This is a genomic window from Agrobacterium sp. 16-172Ci (assembly GCF_053522725.1).
The window spans coordinates 215,409-234,563 of record NZ_JBNWBW010000001.1; the positions used below are offsets into that span (position 1 = coordinate 215,409).

Genomic DNA, 19,155 nt, shown 5'->3' on the forward strand with positions numbered 1-19,155 from the left:
GGCCGATTTCCGGTTCTCTTAATCATCCCCGATCCAGGGACGGCCTGACGCGGTCCCGCAAAGAACGGGGACAACGTGGCCAGTTCTTCCGAGAAATCTGAGGCGATACTTCGCGGGGCCCGCATGCTGCGGACCGCACTCGGCCCCGCCATAGCCGGTTTCCTTGGAGACGCCAGCGTCGTCGAGGTGATGCTCAACCCCGACGGCCGTCTCTGGATCGACCGGCTCTCGGAAGGTTTGTCGGACACGGGCGAGCGACTCTCGGCGGCCGACGGCGAGCGCATCGTGCGCCTGGTCGCCCACCATGTCGGCGCGGAGGTCCATGCCGGCAATCCCCGCGTCTCGGCCGAGCTGCCGGAAACGGGGGAGCGTTTCGAGGGGCTTCTGCCCCCGGTCGTGGCGGCGCCGGCCTTCGCGATCCGCAAGCCCGCCGTCGCCGTCTTCACGCTGCAGGACTACGTCGTCGCCGGCACCATGACCGCCGACCAGGCCGAGATACTGCGCCAGGCCGTCGCCGATCGCCGCAACATCCTCGTGGCCGGCGGCACCTCGACCGGCAAGACGACGCTCACCAATGCGCTGCTCGCCGAGGTGTCGAAAACCTCCGACCGCGTGGTGCTGATCGAGGACACCCGCGAGCTGCAATGTTCCGCGCCGAACCTGGTCGCCATGCGCACCAAGGACGGCGTCGCCACGCTTTCCGATCTGGTCCGCTCCTCGCTGCGCCTGCGGCCCGACCGCATCCCGATCGGCGAGGTGCGCGGCGCCGAGGCGCTCGACCTGCTCAAGGCCTGGGGCACCGGCCACCCCGGAGGGATCGGGACCATCCATGCCGGCACTGCGCTCGGCGCGCTCCGCCGCCTCGAGCAGCTCATCCAGGAAGCCGTCATCACTGTCCCGCGCGCGCTGATCGCGGAGACGATTGATCTTGTCGCGGTCCTCTCGGGCCGCGGCTCGACCCGGCGCCTGGCCGAACTCGGTCGCATCGAAGGGCTCAGCCCCGACGGCGACTACCACGTCCGCCCCGCAACCCAGCCCCCCGAAGGAGAACCCGCATGATCCGCCGTGCCCTGCATTTTCGTCGCCATGTGGCGACAGCCGCATCCGTCCTCCTGGCCAATGTCCTCCTGGCCCCGGCCGCCCACGCTTCTGGCTCCTCGATGCCGTGGGAAGCGCCGCTGCAATCGATCCTCGAATCCATCGAGGGGCCGGTCGCCAAGATCATCGCGGTAATCATCATCATCGTCACTGGCCTGACGCTCGCGTTCGGCGACACCTCGGGCGGCTTCCGCCGCCTGATCCAGATCGTCTTCGGCCTGTCGATCGCCTTCGCCGCGTCGAGCTTCTTCCTGTCCTTCTTCTCGTTCGGCGGCGGAGCGCTCGTCTGATGGCGGGCCTGATCGAGAGCGGCGGCGACGTGCCGGGTTACACCGTCCCGGTCCATCGGGCACTGACCGAGCACATCCTGCTCGGCGGCGCACCTCGCGCCATCGCCATCCTCAACGGCACGCTCGCCGCCGCTCTCGGTCTCGGTCTTCGCCTCTGGCTGGTCGGCCTCGGTCTCTGGGCCATCGGCCATTTCGCCGCCGTCTGGGCGGCCAAGCGCGACCCACAATTCGTCGACGTCGGCCGCCGGCACCTCCGCATCCCCGGTCACCTGAACGTCTGAGGCGCGCGCCATGATGAACCTCGCCGAATATCGCCGCACCTCGACCCGCCTTGCGGATTTCCTGCCATGGGTGGCGCTCGTCGCGCCCGGCGTCGTCCTCAACAAGGACGGCAGCTTCCAGCGCACCGCGCGCTTCCGCGGACCCGATCTCGATTCCGCCGTGCAGGCCGAGCTGGTCGCCGTCGCGGGGCGCCTCAACAGCGCCTTTCGCCGCCTCGGCAGCGGCTGGGCGATCTTCGTCGAAGCGCAACGCCATGCCGTTGACGCCTATCCGGCGAGCCGGTTCCCCGATCCGGCCTCAGCGATGGTCGATGCCGAGCGCAAAGCCGACTTCGAAGAGGACGCCGTCCATTACGAGTCTAGCTACTTCCTCACCTTCACCTTTCTACCGCCGGCCGAGGATGCCGCGCGCGCCGAGAGCTGGCTCTACGAAGGCAAGGCCGAGCGTGGCGTCGACGCCTGGGAAGCGTTGCGCGGCTTCGTCGATCGCACCGACCGCATCCTGCAGCTCGTCGAGGCCTTCATGCCGGAATGCGGGTGGCTCGATGATGTCGAGACGCTCACCTATCTGCACTCGACCGTCTCGACGAAGCGCTATCGTGTGCGCGTTCCCGAGACGCCGATGTATCTCGACGCGTTGGTGGCCGATCAGCCGCTCACCGGCGGGCTGGAGCCGCGCCTTGCCGACGCGCATCTGCGCATCCTGACCGTCGTCGGATTTCCGACCGCGACGACGCCCGGCATCCTCGACGATCTGAACCGCCTAGCCTTTCCGTATCGCTGGTCGACGCGGGCGATCCTGCTCGACAAGACCGACGCGACGAAGCTGCTGACGAAGATCCGGCGGCAGTGGTTCTCCAAGCGCAAGTCGATCGCCGCGATCCTCAAGGAGGTGATGACCAATGAGGCGAGCGCCCTGGTCGACACCGACGCCGCCAACAAGGCCGCTGATGCCGATCTGGCGTTGCAGGAACTCGGCGCCGACTATGCCGGTCAGGCCTATGTTACCGCCACGATAGCCGTTTGGGACAACGATCCCCGCGTCGCCTCGGAGAAGCTCCGTCTCGTCGAAAAGGTGATCCAGGGTCGCGACTTCACCGCGATGCCGGAAACGATCAACGCGGCCGACGCCTGGCTCGGTTCGCTGCCGGGCCACGTCTACGCCAACGTCCGCCAGCCACCGATCTCAACGCTCAATCTCGCCCACATGATCCCCCTAAGCGCCGTGTGGGCGGGGCCGGAACGGGATGAGCACTTTGGTGCGCCCCCCTTGCTGTACGGCAAGACCGAAGGGTCCACCCCGTTCCGGTTCTCCATCCATGTCGGCGACGTCGGTCACACGCTGGTGGTCGGACCGACCGGCGCCGGCAAGTCGGTGCTGCTGGCGCTGATGGCGCTACAGTTCCGCCGCTACGCCCAAGCCCAGGTCTTTGCCTTCGACTTCGGCGGCTCGATCCGCGCAGCCGCCATCGCCATGGGCGGCGACTGGCACGATCTCGGCGGTGGCCTGACCGAGGGCTCGGCCGACAGCGTCGCGCTTCAGCCGCTTTCCCGGATCGACGAGGCGGCCGAACGCGCCTGGGCCGCCGACTGGATCGTCGCGATCCTGATGCGCGAGACCATCCAGGTCACGCCCGAGGTCAAGGAGCTGATCTGGACGGCGCTGTCGTCGCTGGCCAGCGCGCCCACGGCCGAGCGCACCATGACCGGCCTGTCGGTGCTGATGCAGTCGAACGACCTGAAGCAGGCGCTGCGCCCCTATTGCGTCGGCGGCCCCTATGGGCGGCTGCTCGACGCCGAGAGCGAGCATCTCGGCATCGCCACCGTCCAGGCCTTCGAAACCGAAGGCTTGATCGGAACTGCCGCGGCCCCGGCGGTGCTCTCCTATCTCTTCCACCGCATCGAGGACCGGCTGAACGGCGAGCCGACGCTGATCATCGTCGATGAAGGTTGGCTTGCCCTCGACGACGAGGGCTTCGCCGGCCAACTCCGCGAGTGGCTGAAGACGCTGCGCAAGAAGAACGCCAGCGTCGTCTTCGCCACCCAGTCGCTCTCCGACATCGACGGATCGGCGATCGCGCCCGCTATCATCGAGAGCTGCCAGACCCGGCTCCTGCTGCCGAACGAACGGGCGATTGAGCCGCAGATCACCGCGATCTACCGGCGCTTCGGCCTGAACGACCGGCAGATCGAGATCCTCGCGAGGGCCATGCCCAAGCGGGACTATTACTGCCAGAGCCGCCGCGGCAACCGGCTGTTCGAGCTGGGGCTCGCCGACGTCGCACTCGCGCTCTGCGCGGCATCCTCCAAGACCGACCAGGCCGACATCGACCGCATCGTCACCGAGCACGGGCGCGAGGGCTTCCTTGCGGCGTGGTTGCGCCATCGCGGCATCGATTGGGCGGCCGACCTCATTCCCAACCTCACCAACCTGGAGAGTAAGCCATGAAACTGCGTGTTCCTCGCGCGGCGCTTGCCGCCGCCGTTCTCGCCATGCCGCTGTCGGTGTCGCCAGTGCTGATCGCGCCGGCCTCGGCGCAGTGGATCGTCTACGATCCCACCAACTACGCCCAGAACCTGCTGTCGGCGACCCGCGCGCTGCAGCAGATCAACAACCAGATCACGTCGCTCCAGAATGAAGCGACGATGCTGATCAACCAGGCGCGCAACCTCACGAGCCTGCCGTTCTCCTCCCTCCAGCAGCTTCAGCAGTCGGTTCAGCGAACCCAGCAGCTCCTCGGCGAGGCCCAACGCATCGCCTACAATGTCCAGAACATCGACCAGGCATTCCGCACCAACTACGGGGCCGGCAGCGCCTCGATGAGCGCCTCCGATCAGCAGCTCGTCGCCCAGGCGAAGGAGCGCTGGAACAACACGGTCTCGGGACTGCAGGACGCGATGCGCGTCCAGGCCGGCGTCGTCGGCAACATCGACACCAACCGGACTCAGATGTCGGCGCTGGTCGGCCAGAGCCAAGGCGCCACCGGAGCCTTGCAGGCGACGCAGGCCGGCAACCAGCTTCTCGCGCTGCAGGCCCAGCAGCTCGCCGATCTCACCGCCGTTGTCTCCGCCAACGGACGGGCCCAGGCGCTTGCCGAGGCCGAGCGGTCCGCCGCCGCCGAACAGGGCCGCGAGCAGCGCCGCCGCTTCCTGACGCCAGGCGCCGGATACCAGCCCGGCAACGCCCAGATGTTCCCGGGCAGCAACTGAGGGCGCGGCGATGGACGGAAAGATTCTCGCGCGCATCGGCGCCATCGGCTTCGCGACCTTTGCAATCACGGCGACGGCGATCGAACTCTCCCGCAAGGACGAACCGCCGCTTTATCGCAACCTCGCCGCGGCGACCCAGACAGGCGCCGACCCGCTGAAGACGGAGCTGCGCCGCTGCCAACAGCTCGGGGAAGCCGGCACCCGTGATCCCGCCTGCCTTCAGGCCTGGGCGGACAACCGCGACCGCTTCCTGAAGCCGTCGCAGGCCCTGCAGACGCAACCGGCGCCGCAAGCGCCAGGCCCGCATGGTCAGCCGCAGAACCCTCCGGTCGCCCGCGATCCCGCCGTCAACCAGATCGCGCCGGCCATCGACTCCCACACGAACGAGGCGCGTTGAGATCATGGGCGGCACCGGCGTCATCGACCATTTCCTGGAGATCTTCACCCGCTACATCGACAGCGGCTTCGGCCTCCTCAGCGGCGAAGTGGCCTTCATCGCCACCACGCTGATCGTGATCGACGTGACGCTCGCCGCGCTGTTCTGGAGCTGGGGCGCCGACGACGACATCATGGCCCGCCTGGTCAAGAAGACGCTCTTCGTCGGCGTCTTCGCTTACCTGATCGGCAACTGGAACAACCTGGCCCGCATCATCTTCGAGAGCTTCGCCGGGCTCGGGCTGAAGGCATCAGGCACCGGCTTCACCGTTGCCGACATGATGCGTCCCGGCCGCGTCGCGCAGACAGGGCTTGATGCCGGGCGGCCGCTGCTCGATTCCATTTCTGATCTGATGGGTTACTGGAGTTTCTTCGAAAACTTTATTCAGATCGCGGTGATGCTGCTCGCCTGGGCGATCGTGCTGCTCGCCTTCTTCATCCTCGCCATCCAGCTCTTTGTTACGCTGGTCGAATTCAAGCTGACGACGCTCGCCGGCTTCGTGCTCATTCCCTTCGGTTTATTCGGCAAGAGCGCCTTCATGGCCGAGCGCGTGCTCGGCAACGTCATCTCCTCCGGCATTAAGGTGCTGGTCCTCGGCGTCATCATCGGCATCGGATCGAGCCTCTTCTCCGAATTTACCGCCGGCTTCGGTGGCCGCACGCCGACGATCGACGAGGCGATGGCGATCGTGCTCGCGGCGCTGACGCTTCTCGGATTGGGCATCTTCGGCCCCGGCATCGCCAACGGCCTTGTGTCCGGAGGCCCGCAGCTCGGCGCCGGCGCTGCGGTGGGAACGGGCCTTGCCGCCGGCGGCATGGTCGCCGCCGGAGCCGCCACGGTCGGCGCGGTCGCATCTGGAGGCGCGGCGCTGGCAGGAGGCGCTGCTGCCGCCGCCCGCGGGGGCGCAGCCCTCGCGGGCGGAGTTTCCACAGCATATAGCCTGGGCGCCGCAGGGCAGACGGGCGCCTCGGGCGCGGCCAGCGGCCTGGGCGGCGTCGCCCGGGCCGCTGGTTCCGCCGCCACATCGCCACTCCGCCGCGCCGCCGAGCGCGCGTCGTCGAGCATACGCTCCAGCTTCGCCGATGGAGCTCGGTCCGCCTTCGAGGCGACCGGAGGCTCCTCGACCATGGGCAGCGTTGGCGAAGCGGCCAATGACGCCGCGCCGAACCCTGCCGGTAGCGGCGATCAACCGCCCGCTTGGGCCCGCCGCATGAAGCGCTCGCAACAGATGAGCCACGCCGTCTCGACCACCGCCCATGCGGTGCGCAGCGGCGACAGCCACGGCGGCGGCTCCTCCATCAATCTCTCCGAAGGTGACCGCTGATGTTTCGACGACCCTCGACACACTATGGAAAAGCTCCCGAACCCGAGACACCGTATCAGCGTGCTGCGCAGGTCTGGGACGACCGCATCGGCTCTGCCCGCGTCCAGGCGCGCAACTGGCGCACCATGGCGTTCGGGTCGCTCTTCCTGTCGGCCGGGTTCGCGGCGGCGCTGGTCTGGCAGTCGGCGCGCGGCACCGTCGTTCCCTGGGTCGTTCAGACCGACCGGCTCGGCCAGGCCCAGGCAATCGCGCCGGCGACGGCGGACTACCAACCGACCGACCCCCAGATCGCGTTCCACCTCGCGCGCTTCATCGAGCAGGTCCGTTCGATCCCGGCGGACGCCATCATCGTCCGCCAAAACTGGCTGCGCGCCTACGACTTCACAACAGACCGGGGAGCAGCGGCGCTCAACGACTACGCGCGCTCCAACGATCCCTTCACCAAGGTGGGCCGTCAGCAGATCGCGGTCGACGTCTCGAGCGTGATCCGCGCGTCGCCCGACAGCTTCCGTGTCGCATGGACCGAGCGCCGCTACGAGAACGGCCAGCTCGCCGACACGACCCGATGGACCGCGATCCTCACGATCGTCGTCCAGATTCCGCGCAACGCCGACCGGCTGCGCGCCAATCCGCTGGGGATCTACGTCAACGCAATTTCATGGTCACGGGAGCTGGGGCAATGACGATGCCGATTTTCCGTAAAGCCGGAGAACCGGCTTTCCGTATTCACACATTGGCGGCTTTGCTGCTTTCCGCCACAGCGCTGGCGGGCTGCGCGACTACGCAGAAGCCGCCCGAGATCAGCTACGACGACGCACCTGCCGCTGTGCAAACCGTCGATCCTCCGGCGCCCGTCACGGTCGTCGAACTACCGAGGCCGCTGCCGCTGCCCGGCCAGATGAAGCCGGTCGAGCAATCTCGGCGAGCGCCCGAGCCCGCCGATCCAACGGCTCGGGTCAACCAGGCCAATGCCGCCGCCCGCATCCAGCCGGTTCGGGACGGCTTCATCAACTCCATGCAGGTCTATCCCTTCACGCAGGGCGCGCTCTACCAAGTCTACACTGCCGTCGGTCAGATCACTGACATCGCGCTCCAGCCGGGCGAGCAGCTCGTTGGTTCAGGCCCGGTGGCGGCCGGCGACACGGTGCGCTGGATCATCGGTGACACCCAGAGCGGCTCCGGCGCGACACTGCAGGTCCATATAATGGTCAAACCAACCCGCGCGGACCTGACGACGAACCTGGTCATTAACACCAATTTGCGCACCTATCACATGGAGCTGCGCTCGACCGAGCGCACCTATATGGCCTCGGTCTCCTGGCAATATCCGCAGGACCAGCTCATCGCGCTACGCCGCCAGAACGCCGAGGCACAGGCGACCCAGCCGGTGGCGACCGGCGTCGATCTCTCGCGCATCAATTTCCGCTACGAGGTGACGGGCGATCGCGCCGCGTGGCGTCCGCTGCGCGCCTATGACGACGGTCGGCAGGTCTTCATCGAATTCCCCAGAGGCATCGGTCAGGGCGAGATGCCGCCGCTCTTCGTCGTCGGCGCCGAGGGCAACACCTCCGAACTCGTGAACTACCGGGTCCGCAACAACTACATGATCGTCGATCGGCTCTTCGCGGCTGCGGAGCTGCGCTTCGGCTCCGGCGACAGCCAGAAGCGCGTCCGGATCACCCGCACCGACGGGAGGCCCGCGTCGTGAGCGATGACCGGAACGAGGAAGAGGAAGCCGGCGCGTCGCTCACGGGATCGGCGCCGGAGGCGGCCGCACCGATGCGGCTGCGCGCCGAGGCCCCGCGCGTCACGCGACTGTCGCGCAAGGTGCTCGCCGGGCTCGGCCTGGTCGCCAGCCTCGGCCTCGGCGGCGCGCTGGTCTACGCGCTCCAAACCCGCAACAGCGGCCGCGCGCCGGAGGAACTCTATTCGACGGACAACCGCTCGACCGCGGACGGCCTTCAGGGCCTGCCGCGTGACTATACCGGCGTGCCCCAGCTCGGACCCCCATTGCCGGGCGATCTCGGCCGGCCGATCGTCAGTGCTCAGAACCGCGGTCAGCCCGTGCCGACGCCCGGCATGGCGCCTGCGCAGCCGGGCATCAGCGCGGAGGAGCAACGCCGCCTCCAGGAGATCGAGACGGCGCGCACCAGCCGGCTCTTCGCGGCGGCGGAAGCGCGTAATGCGGCACCGGCGACGGCGAGCACGCCCACCCTGGCGCAGCCCGATCTAACGAGCCTTGGTCTCGCGCCGCCGGCGGCGACGCCTACGGCGCAGGAGCGGCAGCAGGCGTTCCTCAATGCTCCGGTCGACCGGCGCACGGTTGCGGCCGACCGGGTCGCCGCACCGGCCTCTCCGAACATCCTCCAGGCCGGCGCGGTCATCTCGGCGGCGCTGATCACCGGCATCCGCTCGGATCTGCCGGGTCAGATCACCGCGCAGGTCACCGAGAACATCTACGACAGCCCGACGGGGCGCATCCTTCTCGTCCCGCAGGGCACGCGCGTCATCGGCCAGTACGACAACAACGTCCAGTTCGGACAGAGCCGGGTGCTCCTCGTCTGGAATCGCCTGATCTTCCCGAATGGCCGCAGCATCGTTTTGGAGCGGCAGCCTGGCGCCGACGCCGAGGGCTATGCCGGCCTGCAGGACGGCGTTGATTATCACTGGTGGGATCTCGCCAAGGCGGCGGGGCTCTCAACGCTGCTCAGCGTCGGCGCCGAACTCGCCACCAATGACGACGACCGACTGATCCAAGCGATCCGAAACGGCGGTCAGGACACGATCAATGACGCCGGCCAGCAGATCATCCGCCGCCAACTCAACGTGGCTCCGACATTGACAATCCGCCCCGGCTTCCCGGTACGGGTCATTGTGACACGCGATTTAGTGCTTGAACCCTACGGAGGCTAAACATGACAAAGCTCAAGCTTGGCGCTATCGCCGACGATAAACCGGTTAAGGTGACCGTGGAAATTCCGGCAGCACTGCATCGGAACCTTGTAGCTTATGCTGAAGTGCTCGCCAGCGAAACCGGTAAGCCAATCAGTGACCCGATGAAGCTAATTCCCCCCATGCTCCAACGCTTCATAGCGACGGATAGAGCCTTTGCGAAATCAAAAAAGACATAAAAAGTTTCTTAGACTGAAATCCGGGCAACGATCATGACCATCCAGAATAGAGTGGACTACATCCGGTGAAAGATCGACTTTAAAACTACTCTACGATGAACGCTATCTTCGATCTCAAGAATTACAGGGTCGTTTGAACTTTTTTACTTGAGGTAATTACGGCCATTTCAACCAATTTCGGAAGCGCCGGATTTAAATTCCTCAATAACCAAATGGCACTCCAATCGACAAAACTCCCATCTGGACCGATGCGTCGGAATGTGACGCCTGGATAGGTTATCCCCAGCGCCGAACTTGCAACCAAGGTTATGCCGTATCCACGAGCGACTAAATTGATAAGGTTTTCTCGGCCGATCCTCTGCGATGAGATACTGGGCTGAAAACCTAGCTCGGATAGGTTACGATAGATTATTCCGTATATATCTGGACCGGTCACATCGGCGGCGACGAGAAATGTTTCCTCGCGAAGATCAGACCACCTAATGTTTTCTCGACACGCCAACGAGTGCGCGTTGGGGAATGCTACAAATATTTCATCCTGCCAAAGGTACTTCGCTTTGCAATCTCTGATTCGAGGTTTGCCTGGGATGAAAGCGACATCGATACGACCATTTAGAACGTTGGCCAAGTGCGCCTGTGAGGTGGCTTCCTCAATTTTTACGTCGACGCTCGGGTAGCGCTGTCGATACGCTTCAAGCATGTCGCCTAAGACGCCCTGGGCCAGAGATGAAACAAGTCCCATTCTGATCTCGCCATCTTGTCCTTGTTTCGCGTGGGCTATCTCACTTACCGCTGCGCGGAGATACTGCGCGCCAAAAGTCGCATTGCGTAAAAACCTCTCACCGAAAAGTGTCAGCTTTGCTCCATTCCGAGTGCGCTCAAATAGTGATACGCCGAGCCTGTGTTCTAGTATTTGAATACGTCTCGTAAGAGTTGTCTGAGATATGTTCATAATGTTCGCAGCACGTCGAAAGCTGCCGTACTCAGCTACGACGAAGGCCACATCTAAATACCTCAAGTCCAACGCGAGATCGGGCACAGCCTCCATCCAATTCAGAAAGTGGCGAATGGCCTCAAGCTCGCTGTGCACCAGCAGAGTCTTGAAGCAGAGGACTTTGGCAATCCCGCAAGCCAACGGTGTCAGTGATATGTGAGATGACGGGAACATCCCTTGCAGAATCTCAGGAGCGAATTTTCTCGTAATGTCCGGCGGTAAGCTTACTCTTTGCGCGCGTGCAGCGCTCAATCGACGAGGCCCTGCGGTGCCTCCTCGAATTGTGCGTTTGGAATGTAATCTTGGAATGGCGCCACGAAGACAGGAACGATCACCGTGACGCCTTCAGTTCAAGCGCGAGCTACCACTACGAGCTTGCGGTTGACGAATTCCTTGATGCCAACATCGCCCAGCTCACGACCATAGCCTGAGCGCTTGATGCCGCCGAACGGGAGTTCGGGGCGCGAGGTCGTTGGGGTATTGATGAAGACCATCCCAGTCTCGATCCGCGAGGCGAGCTTGCGCGCGCGCGGTATGTCGGCCGAGAAAATCGTGCCGCCCAATCCGAATGGCGAGTCATTTGCCAGCGCGACGATCGCATCGTCATCCTCGACTACGAACAGCTGCGCGACCGGCCCAAAGAATTCCTGATGGTAGGCCGGATTGTCAGGGGTGATATCGGTCAGCACGGTGGGTTCGTAGAAAAAACCAGTGCGATTTGGACGTTTGCCTCCGGTCAGCACCTTGGCGCCGTGCGCGATCGCAGCATCGACCTGCTTGGTCAGCCCCTCCAACGCGTCTTTCGAGGCGAGCGGACCAAGCAATGTGTTCGCGTCAAGCGGATCGCCCATAGTTGCGCCCTGCATCGCGCCCACGAACGCCTGAGTGAAGGCGTCGGCAACACCGCGCTGGAGGATGAACCGCTTTGCGCCAGTGCAGATCTGGCCGGCGTTGCCGAGCCGTGCGAAAATCCCGTTTTCAACGGCCTTGGCCAGATCGGCGTCATCGAGGACAACGAACACGTCACTGCCGCCCAGTTCCAGCGTCGACTTTTTCAACATCTCGGCGGCACGCGCACCGACTTGGCTGCCAGCGCCCTCGGAGCCGGTCAGCGCGACACCCTGGACGCGGTCGTCCGCGATCAACTCGGCCACCTTGTCGGCGCCAATGTATAGGTTGGTGACGGCCCCTTGGGGTGCGCCGGCCTGTCGCACCAGGTCCTCGAACAAGGCAGCAGATTGCGGCACGATGCCGGCATGTTTGTACAGGACAGGATTTCCAACCGCGATCGCAGGGGCAATGACGCGGATCAACTGATAGATCGGAAAATTCCAAGGCTCGACCGCGAGCAGCACGCCGACCGGATGGAATTCGACCCAGCCCTCGCCAACGTCGCTGGGGGTCGGAACAGGCTTCAGCATCTCCTCCGCATGGTCGGCGTAGTATTGGGCGATGCCTGCGCATAGGTCTGCCTCGCCTTGGCCCTGAAAAAGCGGCTTGCCCATTTCCTCGGCCAGGACGCGGGCGATGCTATCGCGGTTCTGAACAATCAGCCCCGCAAGCTTTGCCAGCACCGCGAGCCGCGGCGCCCGCTCTCCTCGCGACCAGTCAGAACGGTAAAGTGCGTCGGCGCGGGCGAGCGCCTGTTCCACATAGTCGTCAGAGTGATTGTCGAACTCTTTGATGGTCTGCTCTGTATACGGGTTGACGGTACGGTAGGCCATGAAGCGTCTCCAATGATAAACAGGGGAAGGTTACGCGCGGTAGCGGTCAGCTGGCTCGGCATTGCCAAAGCCTGCGGCGAGCGTGGCGCGGGCCTGTTCGAAGGCGTCCCACGCGGCAATTTCGGGCACCGGCGGAATTGTGACGAGTTCCTTGCGATCGAATCCGACCAGAGCGGCATCGACGAGGTCCTCGACCTCCATCACGCCGCTGAGCTTGCTGACGTCGCCACCAGCCCGCTCATAAATTTCGGTGCGGGTCGCGGCGGGCAGCACCGCCTGAATGTAGATACCCTTCTCGGCGAACTCGACGTGCAGGCTTTGCGATAACGTCAGCATGAATGACTTGGTCGCAGCGTATGCGCCTGGCGAATACTCAGGCAACAACGCCAGCACCGACGCCACGTTGACGATCGCGCCACTGCCGCGCTCGAGCATGCCGGGCAGTGCGGCATGCGCCAGGAAGGTTGGCGCGAGCACGTTGATGTCAAGCATCTGCGCCAGCTTGGCACGCGGAGACGCAGCGAAGCCTCCGAGTACGGCAATGCCCGCATTGTTGATAAGGATGTCGACCGCCGCACCACTTGCGAGGCGGTCTTGTACCGCACCCAATTGCGCAGCATCTGTCAGATCGGCGACCAACACCTCAATGTCAACGCCGTATGCACTCCGCAACTCGTCAGCCAACTTAGCGAGCCGGCCTCCGTCGCGCGCGACGAGAACAAGATGATGGCCCCTTGCGGCAAGCCGATGTGCATAAAGGGTGCCGATGCCGCTTGAGGCACCTGTGATGAGGGAAACAGTCATAGTAATCACCTTGTATTGATTGACGCCGATCAGGCACGGCGAGAGGTTTCCGGCAGCAGCGATTGGGTCAGCTCCGGATTGCAGCTGGATGCGGGCAAATGTGCGAGTTAGTCGTCGTCCTGGGCCAAGCGCCTGTCGGTGCAAGATCCACTAGCATCGACGCATTTGCGTCATTCGCGGGTACGAAGCTGTGTCATCGGAAAATGTTCATAACGACCGATCCCCGCCTTCATGATCGGGTCCTCAGCGGTCAAGGCGGCGATGTCGACATCATCTTCTATTTCCCACAAAGCTACCCCGTAAGGACCGATGGGATCGACCACAGGGCCGTGGGCGACGATCTGACGGGTCTTGCGCAGCTCGGTTTGCCAGTCGCCATGCTGATGAAATAGCGCCTTTTCTTCGTCCGTGATCGTCTGAAGAAAATCAGGACGAGGTGGAATCCACTTTGTCAGATACGCCTTCATAAACAGCTCCATAAAGGTTAGTGAGTTGCTGGTGCCTCGTGCGCTCGACCGTAAGCGGCACGCAACCCTAGGCCGCTTTCTCCACATTCTTAAGGAACGACCCCTCGAACATTTTCGGAGCGTAGCTTTGCAAAAAGAGAAATACGCCGATTAGTTTGCCAACCGGATTGCTGAACTTCGGCTCACTGGTATCAATGAGTTGGGCAATCTTCTTGACGACCGCATCCGGGCTTTCTGCCTCGTCGAGGCCCTTCTTCGTTAAGGCTTCGGCTTTGCGGCGGTAGCTGTCGTACTCGCTGATTGTACCGGTCGCTGCCTTGACTGCGTTGGCGCCAAGGTTCGTCTTGAACCAGACCGGCTCAACCATGCTGACCTTTATGTTGAATGGGTTGAGCTCAAAGCGAAGTGATTTGAAATACCCCTGCACGGCGTGCTTGGAAGCGGTGTAGAAGGAAAGATTGGGTGGCCCCATAAGGGCGACAACCGAACTGACGGTTATGATCTTCCCAAAGCGCTGCTGGCGGAAATGAGGTAAAAGGGCGTTGGTGACCTTCACGGTCCCCCAGAAATTAGTCTCGAACTGTTTACGGGCTTCGTCGAGAGGCGTTTCTTCAGCGAGGCCGGTGAGCATATACCCAGCATTGTTGACCAAAACATCGAGATTCTTGATGTTTTGAAACAACTCGCCAGGAAATGCCTCGATAGAAGCGTCGCTGTCGATATCGAGGCGAAGAAGTTTAAACGGAACCTTGCCGGCGTATTTTTCAGGCTCGCGGCTCGTCCCGATAACGTTGAAACCCTTCTTGTGTAACTGGTTTGCAAGCATCAACCCAAATCCGGAAGAGGCCCCAGTAATGAGTACAGTCTTAGTCATTTACTTCTTTCCAGTCGCGCGATCGCGTTTGAGTTGAACGGTAGCCAGACATATGCCCCTTCAGCTTTGGGCTTTCACTAGCCGAACATGCCAAAGGGAATGCGGATCGCGTCAAAATCGGCTTGCCATCGTCCTTGTTGCTCTGGATGGGCGGCTCCGAATTAATCAGCAACCAGTTTGGCGTGATCTGCGATTGTCCTGTCACCATCCGCAAGATAAGGTCGCTTAATGACGAACAGAGCTCCAACGGCAGGCATCCGCTCCATTTCCACTCTCGAATATGCAGTCTGGCCGGGCTGGCGATTACTCATGCAGGATGCAGGATTGACTGCTGCTCCGATATTGCGGCGTGCCAATCTGCCTGGCGATCTATTCGCGCGTGATCAGGTTCGCCTCTCGTCTCCAGACTTCTTCAGTCTTTGGACAGCAATTGAGGATGAGGCTCGTTCCTTAGACCCCAGCCTGCCTGCACCTCTCCGTATAGCCAGGGTAATGACAAGCGATTGGTTTGATCCTGAGTTGTTCGCCGCGTTGTGCAGCGCCAATCTGGGTAATGCCATCGAGCGTATCTCAAAGTATGTTCGTCTGATTGCGCCGATGACGATCAAGATCGACCGAACGCCTACGCGGGCGACGGTCGTCATCGATTTTCTCGACCAGACGATGCCACCGCCAGCCGTGTTTCTTGCCTTTAAGCTGATCTTCTTCGTCCAACTCGCACGCCTTGCAACGCGCAGTGACGTCAAGCCCTTAAGAGTCGGGTGGCCACGGTTAGGTGAGACACCAGAAGGCGATGCGGCTCTATATAAAGATTTTTTTGGCCTTAGAGTCGATGACGCCCCACTCGCGACCCTGGTGTTCAGCGCGGAGGATTTCAATCGCCCGTTTTTGACCGAGAACCACAAGATTTGGCTCTTTTTTGAACCCTCTTTACGCCAGAGACTGGCTGATCTCGATCAGAATGCGACCATGGTCGAAAGGGTCAGAAGTGCCCTGATTGAAGCGATGCCCGCCGGTGATGTATCGATGCACTCGGTTGGTAAAAGGCTCGGCATCGGCACCCGCACCTTACAGCGCAGGTTGCAGGAAGAAGGCACTTCGTTTCAACACACTTTGGATGCGGCGCGCTCAGCTCTTGCCGATCATTACTTGCGCAAGACAAATATGTCGAGCGCGGAGATTGCGCTCTTGCTCGGATTTGAAGACGCCAACTCATTTGTCAGAGCGTTTCGGGTGTGGACGGGAACGACGCCGCATGCAGTTCGCCGAAGTGCTTCGGCATCTGCGACCCGCGAATCTTCCTGATAATTTTGGGGCGACTGTGCATCCTGCTCCCAAGCGAGTTCCGGAATTGCTGTAACAACCCCGGCTCTCGTAGAAAATTGCAATAGAGATTCGGCAATCGCTACTTTTTTGTGTTCTGTATCTCTGCGTTTCCTACGCCGATGTAGTAGCCCATTCTGGCTTCAACTTTCTCCGGACCTGCGTCTTGCAGGATATTCCCGAAGACCGCTAGGCGCTGCTGCAAACCAGGGGACGTAAGAGATTCGACAAATTTTTTGTAGGAACCTAGTCGCTCCGTCTCACTCGGAAGGGCAATCGAGTTGATATGCTGCTTCGCCGCGACAAGAGCTTGTTTGTCGAACGTGGCGAGCCGCATAGCCAAGTTCATCACAACTACGTCTAGCTCGGCGTCGGCAACAGTTCGCGTAACCCAGCCGTACCTTTCTGCAGTATCTGCATTATAATCGTCGGCGCTCAGAAAGGCTTCGATTGCACGGTCCCGACCGGCCAATCTTGCCAGATGATCTGGCCCTCCACCGCCAGGAAAAAGCCCGATACCGACTTCGGGCTGGTTGAACACGGCCTTTTCTCGACTCGCATATCTGAGATCGAAGGCGAGCGCGAGCTCATCGCCACCTCCTTGAGTGCGCCCTCGGATTGACGCCACAGTCACAAATGGTGCGCTTTCAATGTTCGAAATCAGCTCGACCCAAAGTGGCTTTGCGTCTTTCCCCTTTTGACCGGCGAAGTTCGAGAATTGGCTCATATCAAAATGATTGTAGAAATATTCTGAAACGCCACTGTCAAAGATAACTACTTTGACTCTGCTGTCGGCGCGGAGACTTTGCACAATGCCATTTAGCTGCACCAAGGTGGCCGGCTCTATGAGGTTGAATGGCCCGTTGACATAGGTGACTCTCCGCACTTCCGAGGATAGCTCGCTGAGGGTGAAGAACTCCTTTGCAGAACTGACCGCGGCAGTGGTGACCTGGGCTTGTTGAGCGTGAGAGGGAGCGATGGAAATAATCGCAGCGGCGGCGAACATTGTGGCGCTAAAAGCAACGCGATTCATACTTGTCTCCATTTGCATAATGGGTAGCCGGTACGAAAATATTGCAGGAACTTTTTTTATTTCCGACACGGCGAGGTCATTCGATTACTGCCCTGGACGAATTGTATGAAAGGAAGCGCCGAAAGTTTCGATAGCGAAATGTGCCAACTTGCATGCAGATCACGCCAAACCAGCAGCGCTTGATTTCATGAAAGCAAGCGCGTTAGCCCGGAAGCTCGCTGGATTAGATTCGGGATTAGTATTTTTGCTGGGGAATTGGGTCAGCTTAGCCGAAAGGCTTTGTCTCGGTGCGTCCGATTTGTACGCTAGAGCGCGATATTGCCGCCTCAGATCATTTAGGCACTTTCTTAGATCGACAGCTATCGCATTCTATTTCGAACGAAGCATCGATAGAAAGAGGTTTGGCCATGATCAATTCCGGGCGCCAGTTGCCCCGAACAATTCGCCGTAAGCAGTTACGAGAAATGGTACCGCTGGCCGATAGCACTATCTATGAAATGGAGCAGCGTGGCGAATTTCCTCGGCGGTTCGCGCTCTCGCCCCGTTGCATCGTCTGGGATTTAGCCGAAGTCGAGGCCTGGCTGATCGCACGCCGGACCGCCCCGATCCGCCGGGCGCCACACCCCGACGTTGGCCGGCGCAGGTCTCGTCCAGTCAGAGAGCGGGATCAAGCTCCATCAGAGGCATAGTTGCGGGCAGTAGCGTGGGGGCATGCCTCCGACCCTCCACCCAAGCGTCCACGGTGTCCGCCCACTCCTGCATCATATGCCGGCGCTGAGCCTCGTACTCTGCCTTATTGTAGACGCCACGGGACGAGCGACCGTCTTCGTGCGCCAAACACTTTTCGATCCAATCCCTGTTGAAACCCAGTTCGTTCAGCAAGGTCGATCCAGTCCGCCGCAGGTCGTGGACCGTGAACGGCTCGAGCGGCAGCCCGTCTTGTTTGGCCTGCTCCACAACGGAATAGGTGACCCGGTTGAACGTCGCTCGAGACATTGGAGCATCGGCATCGTAGCGCGAAGGCAATAAATATCGGGAGTTCCCGGCGCAGGTTTTGAGCGCGATCATGATGTCGAGAGTTTGGCGGCACAGATAAACGTTGTGCGCTTTTGACCGCTTCATCCGCTCCTTGGGAATCGTCCACACGGCGTTTTCGAAGTCGACCTCGTCCCATACCGCGTCCTGTAGTTCGCTCTTGCGCACCATCGTCAGCAGGAAGAGCCGCATTCCCAACCGGATCGTCGGCAGCGTCGCGACCTTTTCCAGTTCTTTCAGCATCACTCGAATTTCCGCCGGCGACAGAGCCCGATCCTTTGGGGTGAAGGTCGCGATCGATGCTGGTCCGACGTCATCGGCCGGATTGGCCACCTTCTCGCCATGCAAGATCGCGAACCCGTAAATTTGCTTCAGGATGTCCCGGACATGGATCGCCGTCGCTGGCGCGCCGCGGTCAACAATTTTGCCGCATTGGGCCCGCAGATCGTCCGGCGTGATCTCGGTCAGCAGGCGGTTGCGCCAAACCGGCAACAACTCGCGTTCAAAGATGGAGCGACGCATCGCTCGGGTGCTGTCGGCCATCGGCGCATTCACCAACCATTTTTCGCCGAACTCGCCGAAGCTCTTCGCTTCCTTGATACGACGCTTCTCGCGCTGCTTCTCAATGGCCGGTGAACGGCCCTCACTGATCGCACGCCGCGCGTCCAGGCACAGTTCCCGGGCCCGCGCGAGGGAGATCCCATCTCGTCCGTATTTGCCCAAGTAGACCGTCTCACGTCGTCCATTGAGCCGATAGTCGAGCCTGAACGAGAGGGCGCCCGATGGCGCAACGCGCACATACATGCCGTCGCGGTCCGTCACCTTGTAGATTTTATCTTGTGGTTTCAGCGCCTTGAGCGCCGCGTCCGTTAACATGGTATGCCACCCTCCAAAAAAGTACCGTCACGCGGTTCTGGGGGGCTCTCGTCGGAAAAGTCTGCGTATTGTCAGCAGCTTAGCGTAAAAAAAGTACCGTCAGGAGCCTCATCTGCCCTGACGGTACTTTCAAATTTCGTCGCGATCAATATGGCCAAGGCCCGTCAATGGGGCCGCCAGCCGCGATATCTATCCACCGATAGGTATCGATAGATGTCGACACGAATATTGATTTTTATCAGTGGGTTAGATCGT

At 61.7% G+C, this 19,155-nt stretch carries 20 protein-coding genes; 13 read left to right on the top strand and 7 right to left on the bottom strand.

The annotated features are described in order from the left end of the window. The first annotated feature begins 123 nt into the window (after positions 1 to 123). The 11 genes from trbB to ACQZ40_RS01130 are packed head-to-tail and all read left to right on the top strand — an operon-like array spanning position 124 to position 9,770. Positions 124 to 1,059, top strand: a complete 936-nt coding sequence (gene trbB / locus ACQZ40_RS01080; protein ID WP_448747233.1) for a P-type conjugative transfer ATPase TrbB — start codon at positions 124 to 126, stop codon at positions 1,057 to 1,059. Further along, complete coding sequence (locus tag ACQZ40_RS01085) at positions 1,056 to 1,388, top strand: TrbC/VirB2 family protein (RefSeq protein ID WP_448747234.1); 333 nt, start codon at positions 1,056 to 1,058, stop codon at positions 1,386 to 1,388. Before trbB ends, ACQZ40_RS01085 begins: the two co-directional genes overlap by 4 nt. Next, positions 1,388 to 1,669 (top strand): VirB3 family type IV secretion system protein, encoded by a 282-nt coding sequence (locus tag ACQZ40_RS01090; protein WP_008125099.1) that lies wholly within the window; start codon positions 1,388 to 1,390, stop codon positions 1,667 to 1,669. The genes ACQZ40_RS01085 and ACQZ40_RS01090 overlap by 1 nt, the downstream gene beginning before the upstream one ends. A gap of 10 nt (positions 1,670 to 1,679) precedes the next feature. Continuing rightward, a complete protein-coding gene (trbE, locus tag ACQZ40_RS01095; RefSeq protein ID WP_448747235.1) occupies positions 1,680 to 4,118 on the top strand; it encodes a conjugal transfer protein TrbE in 2,439 nt (812 codons plus the stop codon). After that, a complete protein-coding gene (gene trbJ / locus ACQZ40_RS01100; protein ID WP_448747236.1) occupies positions 4,115 to 4,879 on the top strand; it encodes a P-type conjugative transfer protein TrbJ in 765 nt (254 codons plus the stop codon). Before trbE ends, trbJ begins: the two co-directional genes overlap by 4 nt. Positions 4,880 to 4,889: 10 nt before the next feature. Then, positions 4,890 to 5,276 carry a putative entry exclusion protein TrbK-alt gene (trbK-alt, locus tag ACQZ40_RS01105; RefSeq protein WP_448747237.1) on the top strand — a complete coding sequence of 129 codons (387 nt, stop codon included), beginning with the start codon at positions 4,890 to 4,892 and terminating at the stop codon, positions 5,274 to 5,276. A gap of 4 nt (positions 5,277 to 5,280) precedes the next feature. Further along, positions 5,281 to 6,639, top strand: a complete 1,359-nt coding sequence (gene trbL / locus ACQZ40_RS01110) for a P-type conjugative transfer protein TrbL (protein WP_448747238.1) — start codon at positions 5,281 to 5,283, stop codon at positions 6,637 to 6,639. After that, a complete protein-coding gene (gene trbF, locus ACQZ40_RS01115; protein ID WP_448747239.1) occupies positions 6,639 to 7,322 on the top strand; it encodes a conjugal transfer protein TrbF in 684 nt (227 codons plus the stop codon). Before trbL ends, trbF begins: the two co-directional genes overlap by 1 nt. Positions 7,323 to 7,324: 2 nt before the next feature. Continuing rightward, the gene (gene trbG, locus ACQZ40_RS01120; protein WP_448747373.1) at positions 7,325 to 8,347 is read left to right on the top strand and encodes a P-type conjugative transfer protein TrbG; all 1,023 of its coding nucleotides are present in this window, start codon (positions 7,325 to 7,327) and stop codon (positions 8,345 to 8,347) included. Then, a complete protein-coding gene (locus ACQZ40_RS01125; protein WP_448747240.1) occupies positions 8,344 to 9,552 on the top strand; it encodes a TrbI/VirB10 family protein in 1,209 nt (402 codons plus the stop codon). The genes trbG and ACQZ40_RS01125 overlap by 4 nt, the downstream gene beginning before the upstream one ends. 2 nt (positions 9,553 to 9,554) lie before the next feature. Next, positions 9,555 to 9,770, top strand: a complete 216-nt coding sequence (locus ACQZ40_RS01130) for a DUF2274 domain-containing protein (RefSeq protein WP_448747241.1) — start codon at positions 9,555 to 9,557, stop codon at positions 9,768 to 9,770. Between the two features lie 121 nt (positions 9,771 to 9,891). Here the strand turns inward: ACQZ40_RS01130 and ACQZ40_RS01135 are convergent, their stop codons facing one another. From ACQZ40_RS01135 to ACQZ40_RS01155, 5 genes are all read right to left on the bottom strand, one after another. Then, on the bottom strand, positions 9,892 to 11,016 hold the full coding sequence (locus ACQZ40_RS01135; RefSeq protein WP_448747242.1) for a LysR substrate-binding domain-containing protein: 1,125 nt from the start codon (positions 11,014 to 11,016) through the stop codon (positions 9,892 to 9,894). A 98-nt stretch (positions 11,017 to 11,114) separates the two neighbouring features. Then, positions 11,115 to 12,488 carry an NAD-dependent succinate-semialdehyde dehydrogenase gene (locus tag ACQZ40_RS01140; RefSeq protein ID WP_448747243.1) on the bottom strand — a complete coding sequence of 458 codons (1,374 nt, stop codon included), beginning with the start codon at positions 12,486 to 12,488 and terminating at the stop codon, positions 11,115 to 11,117. Positions 12,489 to 12,518: 30 nt separating this feature from the next. Further along, positions 12,519 to 13,292: an SDR family NAD(P)-dependent oxidoreductase gene (locus tag ACQZ40_RS01145; protein ID WP_448747244.1), complete on the bottom strand. Its 774-nt coding sequence runs from the start codon at positions 13,290 to 13,292 to the stop codon at positions 12,519 to 12,521. A 170-nt stretch (positions 13,293 to 13,462) separates the two neighbouring features. Continuing rightward, positions 13,463 to 13,759: a YciI family protein gene (locus ACQZ40_RS01150; protein ID WP_448747245.1), complete on the bottom strand. Its 297-nt coding sequence runs from the start codon at positions 13,757 to 13,759 to the stop codon at positions 13,463 to 13,465. Positions 13,760 to 13,826: 67 nt separating this feature from the next. After that, positions 13,827 to 14,633 carry an SDR family oxidoreductase gene (locus ACQZ40_RS01155; RefSeq protein ID WP_448747246.1) on the bottom strand — a complete coding sequence of 269 codons (807 nt, stop codon included), beginning with the start codon at positions 14,631 to 14,633 and terminating at the stop codon, positions 13,827 to 13,829. Positions 14,634 to 14,942: 309 nt separating this feature from the next. On the opposite strand from ACQZ40_RS01155, the gene ACQZ40_RS01160 reads away from it, so the two are divergent. Further along, the gene (locus ACQZ40_RS01160; protein ID WP_448747247.1) at positions 14,943 to 15,938 is read left to right on the top strand and encodes an AraC family transcriptional regulator ligand-binding domain-containing protein; all 996 of its coding nucleotides are present in this window, start codon (positions 14,943 to 14,945) and stop codon (positions 15,936 to 15,938) included. 100 nt (positions 15,939 to 16,038) lie between these two features. Here ACQZ40_RS01160 and ACQZ40_RS01165 read toward each other — a convergent pair whose 3' ends face one another. Further along, the gene (locus tag ACQZ40_RS01165) at positions 16,039 to 16,989 is read right to left on the bottom strand and encodes an enoyl-CoA hydratase/isomerase family protein (protein WP_448747248.1); all 951 of its coding nucleotides are present in this window, start codon (positions 16,987 to 16,989) and stop codon (positions 16,039 to 16,041) included. Between the two features lie 407 nt (positions 16,990 to 17,396). On the opposite strand from ACQZ40_RS01165, the gene ACQZ40_RS01170 reads away from it, so the two are divergent. After that, complete coding sequence (locus ACQZ40_RS01170) at positions 17,397 to 17,678, top strand: helix-turn-helix transcriptional regulator (RefSeq protein WP_448747249.1); 282 nt, start codon at positions 17,397 to 17,399, stop codon at positions 17,676 to 17,678. On the opposite strand, the gene ACQZ40_RS01175 is transcribed toward ACQZ40_RS01170, so the two are convergent. Continuing rightward, the gene (locus ACQZ40_RS01175; protein WP_448747250.1) at positions 17,644 to 18,900 is read right to left on the bottom strand and encodes a tyrosine-type recombinase/integrase; all 1,257 of its coding nucleotides are present in this window, start codon (positions 18,898 to 18,900) and stop codon (positions 17,644 to 17,646) included. The genes ACQZ40_RS01170 and ACQZ40_RS01175 overlap by 35 nt on opposite strands. Positions 18,901 to 19,155 lie beyond the last annotated feature (255 nt).